The sequence below is a fragment of the Pseudogemmobacter humi genome (assembly GCF_900609055.1).
Lineage (GTDB): Bacteria > Pseudomonadota > Alphaproteobacteria > Rhodobacterales > Rhodobacteraceae > Pseudogemmobacter > Pseudogemmobacter humi.
Map to the genome: position 1 here is coordinate 21,092 of NZ_UXAW01000026.1, position 14,543 is coordinate 35,634.

Below are 14,543 nucleotides of genomic sequence, written 5' to 3' on the forward strand. Positions count from 1 at the left end.
AGGGCCGTGACCATGCAGAATCTGAACCTGACCGGCGGTCCGGTCGAAGATCCGGTGCCCGCCGATGCGCCCTGCATCGCGGAAATCGGCTTCTCGGTGCCCGAGGTCTATAACGCCAGCGCCATCCTGTTCGATAATCTGGATCGTGGCCGGGGCGATGCGCCGGCGGTGATCGGGCCGGGCGGCAGCCGCAGCTATAGCGAGCTTTGCGCCGACGCCAGCCGGTTCGGCAATGCGCTGCTTGCGGCGGGGCTGGTGCGGGGCGAGCGGATCCTTCTGTTCCTCGACGACAGCCCGGCCTATCCGGCGGCCCTGTTCGGGGCGATCCGGGCGGGTCTCGTGCCGCTGCTGATCAACACGCTGACGCCGCCGGATCTGCTGAACTACTACCTTGCCGATTCCGGCGCGCGGCTGGCGGTGACGGATGCGGCTTTCGCGGCGCGGTTCGATGCCACCGCCTGCACCGGCACCGCGCTTGAGCGGCTGGTGGTGGTGAACGGCGCGGCGCCCGCGGACCTCGCGGTGCCCGCCGTCCCGGCGGCGGAGTTCCTGGCCGGAATGCCGGACCGGCTGAACCCCGCGCCGACCCATCGCAACGATATGTGCTTCTGGCAATATTCCTCGGGCTCGACCGGGCGGCCCAAGGGGATCGTGCATCTTCAGCACGACATGCTTTACACCGCGCAGAGCTTCGGGCGGCATATCCTGGACCTGCAACCGGGCGACATCTGCTTTTCGGTGCCGAAGATCTTCTTCGCCTATGGCCTGGGCAATTCGCTGACCTTCCCCTTCTCGGTCGGCGCCACCAGCGTGCTGATGCCGGGCCAGCCGAAGCCCGCAGCGGTCTACGAGGCGATCCGCACCTGCCGGCCGACGCATTTCTTCGGCCTGCCCACGCTCTACACCGCGATGATCGCCGCGCCCGAGGCGAAAACCGCCGATCTCTCCTGTCTGAAGCTCTGCCTCTCGGCCGCCGAGGTGCTGGCGAACGAAGTAGCCGAGGCCTGGAAGGCGCTGTCGGGGCAGGACATCATCGAGGGCATGGGCTCGACCGAGGCGCTGCACATCTATCTGTCGAACAGCCGCGAGCAACGCCGCCCCGGCGCCGCCGGGCGCCCGGTGCCGGGCTATGAGGTCTCGTTGCGCGACCCGGACGGCAACGAGGTGCCGCCGGGCGAGCAGGGCGTCCTCTGGGTGCGCGGCGATTCCAATGCGCCGTTCTACTGGAACCGCCCCGACAAGACCGCCGACACGATGCGCGCGGGCGGCTGGATCTACACCAACGACCGGATGCGCCGCGACGAGGAGGGATTCTGCTACTTCCTCGGCCGGGCCGACGATTTCGTGAAGATCTCGGGGCAATGGGTCTATCCGCTGGAGGTCGAGCTCTGCCTCGCCGATCACCCCGAGGTGCGCGAATGCGCGGTCCAGGCGGTGGAACTGCCCGACCGGCGGATGACGCTGCAAGCCTTCGTCACCCCGCAGGAGGGCGGCACGGATCGCGCCGCCCTGGCCGCGCGGCTGAAACAGCATGTGAAACAGACGCTGCTGCCCTACAAATACCCGCGCCAGGTGGTGTTTCTTCAGGAACTGCCCAAGACCGGCACCGGCAAGATCGACCGCCAGGCGCTGCTGAGCCTCGATCTTTCGCAACATGACCTGAACTGAATGACTGGATCCGACATGACCGATTTCGTGTTCCCCCCGCCCGCGCCCGCCAGCCTCGCCATCGCGGGCTCGGACGCCCGCTTTCCGGTGCGCCGCATCTTCTGCGTCGGGCGCAACTACGCCGCCCATGCGCGTGAGATGGGCAAGGATCCCGACCGCGAGCCGCCGTTCTTCTTCACCAAACCCGCCGATGCGGTGGCCGACAGCGGCACGGCGATCCCCTATCCGCCCGAGACCCGGGATTTCCACTACGAGATCGAGCTGATCATCGCCATCGGCGCCGACGGCGCGGATGTGCCGGTCGAAAAGGCGCGGGATCTGATCTGGGGTTATGGCGTGGGGATCGACCTGACCCGGCGCGATCTGCAACTTCAGGCCCGCGACAAGGGCCGCCCCTGGGACTGGGGCAAGGCTTTCGATCTGTCCGCCCCGATCGCGCCCCTGCATCCGGTGGCGCAGACCGGCCATCTCGAAAGCGGCCGGATCTGGCTGGCGGTGAACGGCAACATCCGCCAGGACGCCGATATCACCGAACTGATCTGGAACGTGCCCGAGATCGTCTCGACCCTTTCGCGCTCGATGGTGCTGCGCCGGGGCGACATCATCATGACCGGCACCCCCGCCGGTGTGGGCGCCATCGTCCCGGGCGACCGGGTGACCGGCGGCGTCGAGGGCCTGGGCGAGATCGCCATCACCATCACTGAGCCGGGGGCGCGCCCCGCATGACGCGGCCGGTCCTGCACAATTACTTCCGCTCCTCGACCTCATACCGGGTGCGGATCGCGCTGGCGCTGAAAGGGGTGGATTACGATTACACCGCCTGGCATCTGAGGAAGGGCGAGCAGCGATCCGAGGGGTTCCTCGTGCTGAATCCGCAGGGCCTTGTGCCGGCGCTGGAATGGCAGGGGGCCACCTACAGCCAGTCGCTCGCGATCATCGAACTTCTGGATGAGAAGATCCCCACGCCGCCGCTTCTGCCCGCGGATGCCGAAGGCCGCGCGCGGGTGCGCAGCCTTGCGCAGATGATCGCGCTGGACATCCATCCGATCAACAACCTGCGGGTGCTGGCTTACCTGAAAGAGCATTTCGGCGCCGATGAGGCCGCCCAGGCCGACTGGTTCCGCCATTGGGTGACGCTCGGCTTCGACGCGCTGGAGGCACGGCTGGCAAGCGAGCCGCAGACCGGCAGTTTCTGCCATGGCGAGGCGGTCGGCCTCGCCGACATCTGCCTTGCCGCGCAGATCGTCAACAACCGCCGCTTTGGCCTGGACATGTCGCGCTGGCCGGTGACCGGAGCCATCGGCGCAAGGCTGATGGAGATCGACGCCTTCCGCCGGGCCGCGCCCGACCGGCAGCCCGACAGCGAATGAAAACCGCCGGAGCATAACCGGCGCATGGGGAGACCAAGAATGAAACGAGCCGCAGCCCTTCTGGCCGCAATCCTGTTCACCACCGCGGCGAAGGCCGAAGAGCCGATCAGGATCGGCTTCATCACCACGCTGACCACCCCCGCCGCCGCCATCGGCAACGATATGGTGGATGCGATCAACCTGTCGCTGGACCATATCGGCGGCGAGATCGCGGGCCGCAAGGTCGAGATCCTGTTCGAGGACGACGGGCTTCAGCCCGAACTGGGCCGTCAGAAGGCGGAAAAGCTGGTCCGCCAGGACGGGGTGGATGTGGTGGCCGGTTTCATCTGGTCGAACGTGCTGTTGGCCGCGCGCAAGACGGTGCTCGACAATGACGTGTTTCTGATCAGCACCAATGCCGGGCCGTCGGAAATGGCCGGCAAGCTCTGCGCGCCGAATTTCTTCTCGCTGCGCGGGCAGAATGACATGGTGCCCTTTGCTCTGGGTCAGATCATGAACCGGCAGGGGGTGAAGAAACTCTATACCCTGACGCCGAATTACAGCGCCGGAACCGATATGGCCGCGGGCGTGACCAGCACCTTCGAGGGCGAGGTCGTGGGCCAGGACTTCACCCGCTGGGGCGACGATCCGCAGCTCGATTTCTCGGCCGAACTGGCCAAGGTGGCGGCCTCGGGCGCGGATGCCCTGTTCGCCTTCTACCCGGGCCGCGCCGCGATCTTCGCCCGCCAGTTCGAGCAGTCGGGCCTCGCTGGCAAGGTGAAGCTCTACAGTGTCTACACCATGGACCAGATCGCCCTGCCGCAATTGCAGGAGGCCGGGGTCGAAGCGGTGCTGGGCTCGGCCTCGGCGGATTACTGGTCGCCCGACATCGCCAATCCGGCGAACGAGAAATTCGTCCGGGATTTCAAGGCGCGCTACGGGCGGCTGCCCTCGAATTACGCGGCGGCGGCCTATGATCTGCTGCCCTATCTGAAAGCGGCAGTAGAGCAGTCGGGCGGCGACATCACAGACCGCGACGCGGTGCGCGCGGCGCTGATCCGGGCGGATTACGAGTCGGTGCGCGGCCGCTATTCGCTTGCGCGCAACCATTTCCCCATCGACAACTACCGCAGCCTCGTCGTCGCGCCCGATGACAACGGCGTATGGAGCCTGCGCTCGGACGGGATCGAACTGACCGCGCTGGCCGATCCCTATGTCGACGCCTGCCGCAACGACGAGTGAACCGGCGCACAAGCCGCAAATCTGAGATCCCGGGGAGGAAACGGTGGATACTGTCCTGTTCGCCAATCAGCTTTTGAACGGCATTCAGCTGGGGCTGATCCTGTTCCTGCTTGCCGCCGGCCTGTCGCTGGTCTTCGGCATCATGGATTTCATCAACCTGGCGCATGGCGTGTTCTACATGATCGGCGCCTATGTCTGCGCCAGCATCGCCATCGCCTCGGGTTCTTTCGTGCTGGGCATCGTGATCGCGCTGCCGGTCACGCTGGCCTTCGGCCTGGCGGCCGAATGGCTGATCGTGCGGCATTTCTACAAGCGCGATCACCTCGACCAGGTGCTGGCGACCTTCGGCATGGTGCTTTGCGCCGATACGGCGGTGAAGTATTTCTGGGGGCCGCAGGGCCTGTCGGTGCCGCTGCCCGCCTGGCTGAGCGGCCAGATCAGCCTCGCGGGGGTCACCCTGCCCGGCTACCGGCTGTTCATCACCGTGGTGGCCGCCGCGGTCGCCATCGCGCTGTGGCAGGTGATCGCGCGGACCCGGGTGGGGATGATGGTGCGCGCCTCGGCCTCGAACGAGGAGATGGCCCGCGCTCTGGGGATCGAGACGCGGATGGTCTTCGCGCTGGTCTTCGCCATCGGCGCGGTGCTGGCGGCCATTGCCGGGATCATGGTCGCGCCGATCACCGGCGCCTCGATCGGCATGGGCAACCAGGTGGTGATCCTGGCGCTGGTGGTGATCATCATCGGCGGCATCGGCTCGATCTTCGGCGCCTTCGTCGCCGCGATCGGCGTGGGGCTGATCGACACGCTTGGCCGCGCCTATCTGCCGACGATCCTCGGCGCGGTGTTCTCGCCCTCGGTCGCCTCTTCGGCGGGGCCGTCGCTGGCCTCGATCCTGATCTATGTGACCATGACCCTCGTCCTGATCTTCCGCCCCTCGGGGCTGTTCCCTCCGGCCAACAGGTAAGCCGATGCCGAACACCATTCCCGCCCGCGCCAGACCCGCAATGCTGACCAGCCGCGCCGTTCAGGCCCGCGCCGCCGACCGCGATCTGGTCGCCGCCTTCGTGCTGCTCGCCCTTCTGGCGGCGACGCCCCTTGTCCTTTCCGCGTTCGGCCAGGAGTTCTGGACCGATGTGGTGCTGCGCGCGATGATCCTTGCCATCGCGGCGGCGAGCCTGAATTTCCTGATCGGCCTTGGCGGGCTGGTCAGCCTGGGCCATGCCGCCTTTCTGGGGATCGGTGGCTATGCCACCGGGATCCTGGCCGATTTCGACATCGACAACGGTTTCATCCAGCTCGCTGCGGTGCTGGGCGCCTCGGCCCTGTTCGCGCTGGTGACGGGGATGGTCGCCCTGCGCACCAAAGGCGTGCATTTCATCATGATCACGCTGGCCTTCGCGCAGATGGTCTATTTCACCATGATCGGCCTGCGCCAGTTCGGCGGCGACGACGGGCTGACGATCAACTACACCTCGATGTTCGGCGGGTTCGACCTCGGCCGCAAGGACACGCTCTATTACGTGGTTCTGGCGGTGCTGGCCGTGGTGATGCTGGGCTATGCCAGGCTGCGCAAATCCGATTTCGGCCTGCTGCTGAAAGCCGCCAAAGGCAACGAGCGCCGGGTCAGCGCGGTCGGCTTCGACCCTTACCGCTACCGGCTGGCGGCCTATGTCGTGGCCGGAATGACCTGCGCCCTCGCCGGGTTTCTGGATGCGAATTTCACCAGCTTCGTCACCCCCGGCTCGATGAGCTGGATCACCTCGGCCGAGCTGATCTTCATCGTGATCGTCGGCGGCGTCGCCACGATCTGCGGCCCCATCGTCGGCGCGCTGGTCTTTCTGCTGATCGAGGAGATCATGGGCGGCGTCACCGTCTACTGGCACTTCTGGTTCGGTCTGTTCCTGATCGCCATCGTGCTTTTCGCCCGCAACGGCCTTGTCGGCCTGCTGACCGGAGGCCGCAGATGAGCCTTGCGCTGGAAGTTCGCGACCTGAACAAATTCTTCGGCGGGCTGCATGCCACGCGCAACGTCTCGATGGCGGTTCCCAAAGGCGAGCTGCATGCGGTGATCGGCCCGAACGGCGCCGGGAAGACCACGCTGATCAGCCAGCTTTTCGGCGAGTTGCGGCCGAACTCGGGCCAGGTGCTGGTCGATGGCCGCGACGTGACCCACCGCCCCGTGCATGAGCGCGCGGGCCTCGGCATGGCGCGGTCGTTCCAGATCACGACGCTGGTGCGCGATCTGAGCGTGGGCGAGAACGTGATCCTTGCCCTGCTGGCGCGGCGCGGTCATGCCGGGCGGTTCTGGCGCCGGGTGGACCGCAATGCGGAGTTGCAGGATGCGGCGGGGCTGGCGCTGGCGCGGATCGGGATGGATCCGTCGCATCTGCCGCGCCGGGTCTCGGACCTGAGCCATGGCGAGCAGCGGCTGCTGGAACTGGCCATCGCGCTGGTGGGTGAGCCGAGCCTGATCCTGCTGGATGAGCCGATGGCGGGCCTTGGCTCTGAGGAGAGCCGGGCGATGACGCGGCTGCTGGCGCAACTGAAGGGAAAGACCACGGTGCTGCTGGTCGAGCACGACATGGAAGCGGTGTTCGAGCTTGCCGACCGGCTGACCGTGCTGGTGCGAGGCGAGGTGGTCGCCGTGGGCACCCCCGATCAGATCCGCAATGACGAAAGGGTGCGCGAAGCCTATCTGGGGGAGGACGCCTGATGCTGAAGGTGCAGAACCTGACCGGCGGCTATGATCGCAGCCAGATCCTCTTCGACATGAATTTCGAGGTGGGCGCGGGCGAGGTGATCTGTCTGATGGGCCGCAACGGCATGGGCAAGACCACCACGGTCAAAACCATGATGGGCCTGTTGCCCGCCTGGAAAGGCGCGGTGGAATTCGAGGGCAGAAAGCTCAACGGCCTTTCCGCTGCGCGGGTGGCGCGGGGCGGCTTCGGCCTGGTGCCCGAGGGCCGCCAGGTCTTTCCCAACCTGACCGTGGACGAGAACCTGCGCGTGGCCGCCGCCAACCGGCGGGGCGAGGAAAACCCCTGGACGACGGGAAAGATCTACGACCTGTTCCCCGGTCTGCATGAGCGCGCCGGTTCCTGGGCCAACCTGCTGTCGGGGGGCGAGCAGCAGATGCTGGCCATCGGCCGGGCGCTGATGACCAATCCGAAACTGCTGATCCTCGACGAGGCGACCGAGGGGCTGGCGCCGGTGATCCGCGACCAGATCTGGGCCTGTATCGGCCGGCTGCGCGGCCTCGGCCAGTCGATCATCGTGATCGACAAGCATATCCGGCGCCTGCTGGACGTGGCCGACCGCTTCTACGTGGTCGAGAAGGGCCGCACCGTCTGGGAGGGCACCCCCGAACGGGTGCGCGCCGAGGAGGACAAGGTGAAAGCCTTCCTCAGCGTCTGATCCCGGTTTCAGGCGCTGCGCCGCAGGTGGATGCGTCCGGCGCGTTCGGCGCACCAGGCGTCGAGCAGCGCGATATGGCGGTCATTGTCGCGCTGCCACAGCGTGTTGACCGCCATGCCGCGGATCAGGTTCAGCGTCAGCGCCAGATCCTCTTCGGCCACCGCCGGATCGTAGCCCGCCGCCACCAGCGATCCGATCCAGGTCGTGCGCATGGTGTTGTGGAAATTCTCCAGCACCGGATGCAGGCGCAGGCGCAGATCCTCGTCGGTGCGCGCCGTCACCACCACTTCCAGCGCCGCGATGAAGGGCCAGTCGAAATAGACCGACAGGCAGTCCTGGGCATATTCGCGCAAGGGATTGGGCGAGGTGCGCGCCTTCTCGGCCCGCTGGCGGCCCAGTTCGGCGGCGCGGTCGTAGGTGTGTTTGGTCGCCTCGACCACCAGATCCACCTTCGAGCGGAAATGATGCACCCGCGCCCCGCTTGAAACGCCCGCGCGCTCGTCCACTCCGGCGGTGGTCAGCCGGGCGTTGCCCTGTTCAAACAGCAGGTCGATCGTCGCCTGGAGGATCTTCTCGCGGGTTTCCGCGCTGCGCTCGGCCTGGGTGCGGCGCTTCTTCTCGGTCGTGGTCATCTCTTCTCCCTGCCAGCGCATCATTCCGGCACAGTTCCGCGCCGGTATAGCGAAACTAACGGGGCAGGTCCAAAGTTTCTATTGAAATATACCGATCACCCGGTATGTTTCTTTGTGCCGGGGAGGAGCCGGCTGGGAGGAGAATCATGAAAGCAAAGAGCCTTACGGCCATCGCGCTGATTTCATGCCTTGGCACCGCTGCCTTGGCGCAGGAGCCGGTCAGGATCGGCCTGATCACAACGCTGACCACGCCCGCCGCCATCATCGGCCGCGATGTCGAGGATGCGATCCGCCTTTCCGTCGAACATATCGGCGGCGAAATGGCCGGCCGGCCGGTTAAGCTGATCGTCGAGGACGACGCGCTCAGCCCCGAGACCGGGCGGCAGAAGACCGAGAAACTGGTCCGCCAGGACAAGGTGGATTTCCTGACCGGCTATATCTGGTCGAACGTGCTGCTCGCCTCGCGCAAGAGCGCGCTGGATGCGGGCACTTTTCTGATCAGCACCAATGCCGCGCCCTCGGACATGGCGGGGAAACTTTGCGATCCGAAGTTCTTTTCCATGCGCGGCCAGGGCGATGTGATGTCGATGGCGCTGGGCGAGGAACTGAACCGCCGCGGCGTGGCGAAAGTCTACACCATGGCGCCGAACTATGCGGCGGGCCAGGATGTGGTGAAAGGGTTTGAAAGCACCTTCAGGGGCGAGATCGTCGGCCAAGATTTCACCAAATGGGGCGACGATCCGCAGCTGGATTTCTCGGCCGAGTTCTCCAAGGTCGCCGCTTCGGGCGCCGAGGCTTTGTTCGCCTTCTACCCGGGCCGCTCGGCCGCCTTCATGACCCAGTTCGAGCAATCCGGGCTGAAGGACAGGGTGAAGCTCTACACCGTCTACACGCTGGACCAGATCGCGCTGCCCTCGCTTCAGGACGGCAATGCCGGTGCCGCGCTCGGCTCGGTGCTGACCGACTACTGGTATCCCGGCCTGGACACCGAGGCGAACAAGCGTTTCGTCGAGGGGTTCCGCGAGAAATACGGCCGCGACCCCTCGAACTACGCCGCCGCCGCCTATGATGCGATCGGGCTGATCAAATCGGCGGTCGAGGCGGTTGAGGGCGATCTGGAGAACGAGGCCGGTCTGCGCAAGGCGCTGGAAGCGGCCGGTTTCGATTCGGTCCGCGGTCAGATCGTCTTTGGCAAGAACCACATGCCGCTGGACAATTACTACGCGCTGGAAGTCGTCGCCGGCGAGGATGGGAAATGGCAGATGGGCAATGCCCAGCTGGCGCTGGAGCGCGGCCAGGATCCCTATATCGACGCCTGCGACATGCCCGCCGCCGAATAAGCGGCCCGCGCGCTCCCTTTCTCTCCCGCCCCTTTCTGCCAGATCCCGCCCGCGCGGCGTGATCCTCTCGTCCGGCGCGATCCGCCGGACGGGCAGGGGGCGGCCGGCCTCACCCTGTCAGAATGGAAAGACCAGCATGAAAAGCCTTCAGGATCTGATCGACTCGAAACCGGATTTCGTCGATTACCTCTACAACGACACGATCTCGCAATATCACAAGTCGCGCACCAGCCTGTTCGCCACGCTGATCGCGCCGGAATACACCACCTGGCGCGAGGAACAGCGGGCCTGGCGCGAGACGGCGGTTCTGTTCAACCAGTCGCATCACATGCCGGTGCTTTACGTCAAAGGCCCGGATGCGCGGAAGCTGCTGGAATATCTGACGCCCTGCACCTTCTCGAACCTTTCGACCAGCCGGGCGAAACAGTATTTCGCCTGCACCCCGCGCGGCCATCACATCGGCGACTGCATCCTGAACTATTACGGCGAGGAAGAAGGGTTCGAGCTGATCTCGGGCATGCCGGTGCTGAACTGGGTGCGCTACAACGGCGAAACCGGCGGCTATAACGTCAGTTTCACCTTCGACCCGACCACGCCCTATGCGAAGGACGGCCAGCGCAGCAAATTCCGCTTCCAGCTGGAAGGGCCGAACGCCCGCGCCATCCTGGACGAGATCTGCGAGGGCGGCTGGCCCGAGATCAGGTTCTTCCACACCGCTTATGTCAGCATTGCGGGCGTGAAGGTGCATGTTCTGCGCCATGGCATGGCCGGTCACGCGGGGGCGGAGCTTGCCGGGCCGTTTAAGGATCTGGACAAGGTGCGCGACGCGATCCTGGCGGCGGGCGAGAAGCACGGGTTGTTGCAGGCCGGCACCCGCACCTATTACTCGACCCCGCTGGAAGACGGCTGGATCCCCTATCCGCTGCCCGGGATCTACACCGGCGAGGAGCTGCGCGCCTATCGAGAATGGCTGCCCGCCGACAGCTGGGAGGCGAACATGCAGCTCGGCGGCAGCCTCTACAGCGACAACGTCGAGGATTACTACTGGACGCCCTCGGCGCTCGGCTATGACAAGCTGGTCAAATTCGACCATGATTTCATCGGCCGCGAAGCGATCGAGGCGCAGTTTCAGGGCCCCCGCCGGGTCAAGCGCGTGCTGCGCTGGAACCATGAGGATGTGATGAAGATCCTCGGCTCGCAGCTTGGCGACGGCCCGGTCTACAAGGCGATCGACATGCCGACCGCCTATTTCGGCTGGCCCCAGGCCGACGAGGTGCACTCGGCCGACGGCAGCCTGATCGGCATGTCGCAATATTGCGGCTACAACATCAACGAGCGCGAGTTCCTGTCGCTTTGCGGCATCGACGAGGCTTTCGCCGCGCCCGGCACCGAGGTGGTGCTGACCTGGGGCGAGGTGAACGGCGGCTCGCGCAAGCCGCATGTCGAGCGTCACGAACAGACCACGATCCGCGCGACCGTCCATACCGCGCCCTTCTCGAAGGCCGCGCAGGAAAAGCTGCGCGCGGTTATCTGAGATCGCTCCCCGGCGGCGGCCTTCGCGGTCGCCGCCCGCCTGGTTCGCCGGGCTGGTCCCGGCGAACCCTTTCCTTTGGCGTGCGTCAACCGGATGGCAACCATTCCGCGCCATCCTGATCGGGTGGCCCTCGATTCGGCCGCCCCCGATCCCTTTCATCTCAATTTTAATCTCTTAAGTCTTTCGTGACGATACCTACGTATGTATATTGCCTGTCAGGTATTAGCTTGGGGCATGCACATGGGGCCCTTGCCTTTCATCTGGCTGACAGGGGCCGCGATCGCCGCGCTCTGCACCGCCGTCGGGCCGGGCGAGGTGATCCTCGTCCTTGCCGCGGCGGCCTCGGTCTATCTGATGAGCTTCATCCGCTGGCGCAGACGGCGCCGCGCGGCGGCCCCCCGTCAGATCCGGCCCGAGCCTGACCCCGGTGGAGAGGACGATCCGCCGGTAACCGCAAGCCCGGCCGAGGATCCGCGCTTCGGCGGCACCAGCCCCGACGCGCTGCAACCCGTCCTGCTGCACAAGATGGGCCGGATGGAGCGGCGGATGCGGCTGCTCGACATCCGCCCGGTCTGATCAGACCGCAGCCGCCTTCCGGGCCAGATACAGGCACCAGCCGATCCGCGGCACCGCATCGGCGGTTTCAAAATATTTCGCGCCGGGAAAGCTGTTGATCTCGAAAAGCCAGGGCTGGCCGTGTTCGTCCAGCCCCAGATCCACCCCGAGCGCGTCGATTTCAAACCGCGGGTAGAGCGACTGCACCTGGCCTGGCACCTCGCGCGCCAGATCTTCCAGGCGGCGCATGACCTGCGGTGCCTCGCTGCCGTAGCGATGGCGCAGCAGCGGCAGCGCCTCGCTGACGCTGCCGCCGGTCGCCACATTCGAGGTGATCGCCTCGGGCAGGCCGATCCGGGCGTAGATCTTGATCTTCTGCCATTCCGCCCTTCCATCGCGCCGCAGATGCAGCCGGATGTCGAACGGATTGCCCTCCGGCAGGCGCGAGTCGATGAACTTTTGCAAAAGGAACGGCTTGCCGCCGGTCAGCCGCTCCAGCAGCCCCCGGCCCTGCGCCGCGCAAAACGGCGCGGCATCGCCCGAGGACCGCACCTCCACGCCCCCGGCGGTGCCGTGCAGTTTCCAGATGCCCCGGCCCTGCGAGCCATAGACCGGCTTCAGGATCGCGGTGCCGAATTCCGCGAGGCCGCGGTCGAGATCGGCATCGCTTTGCGGCAGCATCTGCGGGATCATGAGCGGCACCAGCCCGGAATGACCGGCCAGACGGCGCGACATCTCGCGCTTGCCGCCCAGCCGTCGGGTGGTGAAGGGGGCGCTGCCGGTCAGCGCCGCCCAGACGGCGGCATGGGGCGCCAGCGCCACGCGGTCGTCGTTCTCGATCACATCGGGAAAGCGGCTCTCGCAACCCTCCCACCTGTCGCCCCGGAAGCGCCGGGCCAGGATCACGCGGCGCGTCAGGTCCACATCCGCGGGGCGGAAGAAGATCAGATCCGCCCCCTGCGCCATGGCGGCCAAAGCCATGGCGGTCGCGATCGGGCCGGGGGAGCCGCGCTCGCGCAGCATACCGATCAGGATGGTCATGCCCGGGTTCCTTCCTGCCATGGGAAGTCCGGTTCGGCCTCCAGCTTCAAAAGCGCCATCAGGCAATGCTGCACGTTGTCGACGCGGATTTCGTTGTTGTAAGCCTCGGTCCGCAGCCCGCCCATCACGGCCTCCGGGCGGCTGATGTAGAAAGCATCGATCTCGCGGTCGCGGAACTGCAACTGCCGGATCGCCCGCAGCCCGCGCCGCAGCGCCAGCGCATAGCGCGCGGCCCGGGGGCTGTCGCCAAGGCGCCTCGCCAGCCGCCAGGCATCGGCCAGCCCCTCCATATAGACCCCGGTCGAGGACGCATGCGGCGGGCCGAAATCCGGTCGTGCGGGGTTGTAGAACCGGCCCTCGAAATCCGGGTGCAGCCGCCCGCCCCATTGCTGCATCTCAAGAATCCAGTCGTTCCTGTCCAGCACGAAGCGGGCCAGATCGTCGTGGCCGAGATCTTCGTGAAGCATGACACAGGCCTGGCTGTGCCAGGGCACGAAAGCCGGGTTGGGCTGCGCCATGTGCCAGTCGCGATAGTAGCGGAAGCTGGTCAGGCATTTCCCGGCCAGCACCGGATCGCGGGTCTGCCGGTGCAGCGCGGCCCAGAACAGCAGCGCCTCGCCCGGGTAGAAATTCTGGTTGTCGTTGCGGTCCGCGGGCACAAGGAAGGTGCGGAATGCCCCGTCCGTCTGCCACAGATGCGCGACGCCCGCGCAGAGGCCGTCATATTCCTCCTGATGCGTCTCTGCTCCGATCAGCCCGGCCTCGCGGAACTCCAGCACCGCCAGCGCCGCCAGCGCCATCGCGCCAAGCTTGGCCTTGCCGTCGAGGATGATCGTGCCCACCCCCTCGGCCCGGGCGTAATATTTCCCCAGCGTATAGGCCAGATTGCGCCGCGCGGCCTCCGCGTCGGCGGCCTGCCCGCTGCGCCGCGCGATCCGGCCGAGCGCGACGGTCGCCATGAACTGGCGGATCGTGTTGTCGGATTTCGCCTCGACCCCGCGGCTTGGCCAGTATTTGTATGTCATCCGCCCGTCGGAATGCAGATTGGCCAGCATCCAGCCGCTCAGCCCCCCGATGGTGTCGCGCAGCATATCGGGGCCGACCGCATCGGGCGGCACCACCTGTCCGCCGCGCCACAGCCGGACGCAGCGATCCCCGATGATCAGGAATTGCGCGGCCTCGAAGCGCAGGATTTCCGCCTTTTCCAGAAACGCCGCGGGGGTCAGCCGGTTCAGCAGCGCCAGCCGCTCGATCTCGCGCAAGGGCGCACGGTTGCTGGCGATCGAGGTGGTCGGCGCGATACGCGTCAGCCTGTCCCCGAAGCGGATCCCGATCCCGGTCAGACCGCGCGCGCTGTTGGCGAAGGCCTGGCCAAGCTCCTGCGCGGCCACCGGCTGCCAGTTCTGCGTCAGGCAGATCTCCAGCGTATCGGCCGTCTGACCGGCAAGCCCTGCGCGCGAGGCGGCGACGGCCCCGGCAAGGCTCTCGCCCTCATGCCAGGCGCCGGCGATCATTCTGCCGGCCTGACGCCAGGCCAGCCAGACCGGGCCGGGCAGGAGAATGTCCCCCGCATCGGCCATGACGGCCTGAATCCGATCTTCGCCGATCTCTGCGATAGCCTGCGTCATACTGCTTTCCCTGCTTTGCCGCCTCTTGGAGATAAAGCATAAAAACAAAAAGAGCTGCCGTTTTTGACGGCAGCTCAGTTCAGGAGCGGGAAGGGCAATCCCGCTCCTGAGGACGATGTTATCAGGAGAGCAGCGCGCCG

At 66.3% G+C, this 14,543-nt stretch carries 14 protein-coding genes; 11 read left to right on the forward strand and 3 right to left on the reverse strand.

The features are described 5' to 3' along the window. Window positions 1-12: 12 nt before the first annotated feature. Genes XINFAN_RS22130 through XINFAN_RS00455 form a run of 8 tightly spaced genes read left to right on the forward strand, consistent with a single transcriptional unit; the run spans window position 13 to window position 7,673 of the window. The gene (locus XINFAN_RS22130; protein ID WP_124084613.1) at window positions 13-1,668 is read left to right on the forward strand and encodes a benzoate-CoA ligase family protein; all 1,656 of its coding nucleotides are present in this window, start codon (window positions 13-15) and stop codon (window positions 1,666-1,668) included. Further along, window positions 1,669-2,394 (forward strand): fumarylacetoacetate hydrolase family protein, encoded by a 726-nt coding sequence (locus XINFAN_RS00425; RefSeq protein ID WP_233352075.1) that lies wholly within the window; start codon window positions 1,669-1,671, stop codon window positions 2,392-2,394. Then, complete coding sequence (maiA, locus tag XINFAN_RS00430; RefSeq protein ID WP_124084600.1) at window positions 2,391-3,038, forward strand: maleylacetoacetate isomerase; 648 nt, start codon at window positions 2,391-2,393, stop codon at window positions 3,036-3,038. Before XINFAN_RS00425 ends, maiA begins: the two co-directional genes overlap by 4 nt. 39 nt (window positions 3,039-3,077) lie before the next feature. Continuing rightward, window positions 3,078-4,259, forward strand: a complete 1,182-nt coding sequence (locus XINFAN_RS00435; RefSeq protein ID WP_124084601.1) for an ABC transporter substrate-binding protein — start codon at window positions 3,078-3,080, stop codon at window positions 4,257-4,259. 43 nt (window positions 4,260-4,302) lie between these two features. Then, window positions 4,303-5,223 carry a branched-chain amino acid ABC transporter permease gene (locus XINFAN_RS00440; protein ID WP_124084602.1) on the forward strand — a complete coding sequence of 307 codons (921 nt, stop codon included), beginning with the start codon at window positions 4,303-4,305 and terminating at the stop codon, window positions 5,221-5,223. Between the two features lie 4 nt (window positions 5,224-5,227). Beyond that, the gene (locus tag XINFAN_RS00445) at window positions 5,228-6,226 is read left to right on the forward strand and encodes a branched-chain amino acid ABC transporter permease (protein WP_124084603.1); all 999 of its coding nucleotides are present in this window, start codon (window positions 5,228-5,230) and stop codon (window positions 6,224-6,226) included. Further along, entirely contained in the window at window positions 6,223-6,972 is a 750-nt protein-coding gene (locus tag XINFAN_RS00450; protein ID WP_124084604.1) for an ABC transporter ATP-binding protein, read from the forward strand. The genes XINFAN_RS00445 and XINFAN_RS00450 overlap by 4 nt, the downstream gene beginning before the upstream one ends. Continuing rightward, window positions 6,972-7,673: an ABC transporter ATP-binding protein gene (locus XINFAN_RS00455; protein ID WP_124084605.1), complete on the forward strand. Its 702-nt coding sequence runs from the start codon at window positions 6,972-6,974 to the stop codon at window positions 7,671-7,673. Before XINFAN_RS00450 ends, XINFAN_RS00455 begins: the two co-directional genes overlap by 1 nt. 8 nt (window positions 7,674-7,681) lie before the next feature. Here the strand turns inward: XINFAN_RS00455 and XINFAN_RS00460 are convergent, their stop codons facing one another. Then, the gene (locus XINFAN_RS00460) at window positions 7,682-8,305 is read right to left on the reverse strand and encodes a TetR/AcrR family transcriptional regulator (protein ID WP_160144501.1); all 624 of its coding nucleotides are present in this window, start codon (window positions 8,303-8,305) and stop codon (window positions 7,682-7,684) included. A 146-nt stretch (window positions 8,306-8,451) separates the two neighbouring features. On the opposite strand from XINFAN_RS00460, the gene XINFAN_RS00465 reads away from it, so the two are divergent. The 3 genes from XINFAN_RS00465 to XINFAN_RS00475 all read left to right on the forward strand — a co-directional run bounded on the left by XINFAN_RS00465 (window position 8,452) and on the right by XINFAN_RS00475 (window position 11,755). Continuing rightward, complete coding sequence (locus XINFAN_RS00465) at window positions 8,452-9,645, forward strand: ABC transporter substrate-binding protein (RefSeq protein ID WP_124084607.1); 1,194 nt, start codon at window positions 8,452-8,454, stop codon at window positions 9,643-9,645. A gap of 136 nt (window positions 9,646-9,781) precedes the next feature. Beyond that, window positions 9,782-11,179, forward strand: coding sequence for an aminomethyltransferase family protein (locus XINFAN_RS00470; protein WP_124084608.1), 1,398 nt, complete (start codon window positions 9,782-9,784; stop codon window positions 11,177-11,179). A gap of 234 nt (window positions 11,180-11,413) precedes the next feature. Further along, window positions 11,414-11,755, forward strand: coding sequence for a hypothetical protein (locus tag XINFAN_RS00475; protein WP_160144502.1), 342 nt, complete (start codon window positions 11,414-11,416; stop codon window positions 11,753-11,755). Here XINFAN_RS00475 and XINFAN_RS00480 read toward each other — a convergent pair whose 3' ends face one another. Together XINFAN_RS00480 and XINFAN_RS21600 are read right to left on the reverse strand one after the other, a co-directional pair. After that, window positions 11,756-12,775 carry a YheC/YheD family protein gene (locus XINFAN_RS00480; RefSeq protein ID WP_160144503.1) on the reverse strand — a complete coding sequence of 340 codons (1,020 nt, stop codon included), beginning with the start codon at window positions 12,773-12,775 and terminating at the stop codon, window positions 11,756-11,758. Then, window positions 12,772-14,403, reverse strand: a complete 1,632-nt coding sequence (locus XINFAN_RS21600) for a hypothetical protein (protein WP_160144504.1) — start codon at window positions 14,401-14,403, stop codon at window positions 12,772-12,774. The genes XINFAN_RS00480 and XINFAN_RS21600 overlap by 4 nt, the downstream gene beginning before the upstream one ends. Window positions 14,404-14,543: the final 140 nt, after the last annotated feature.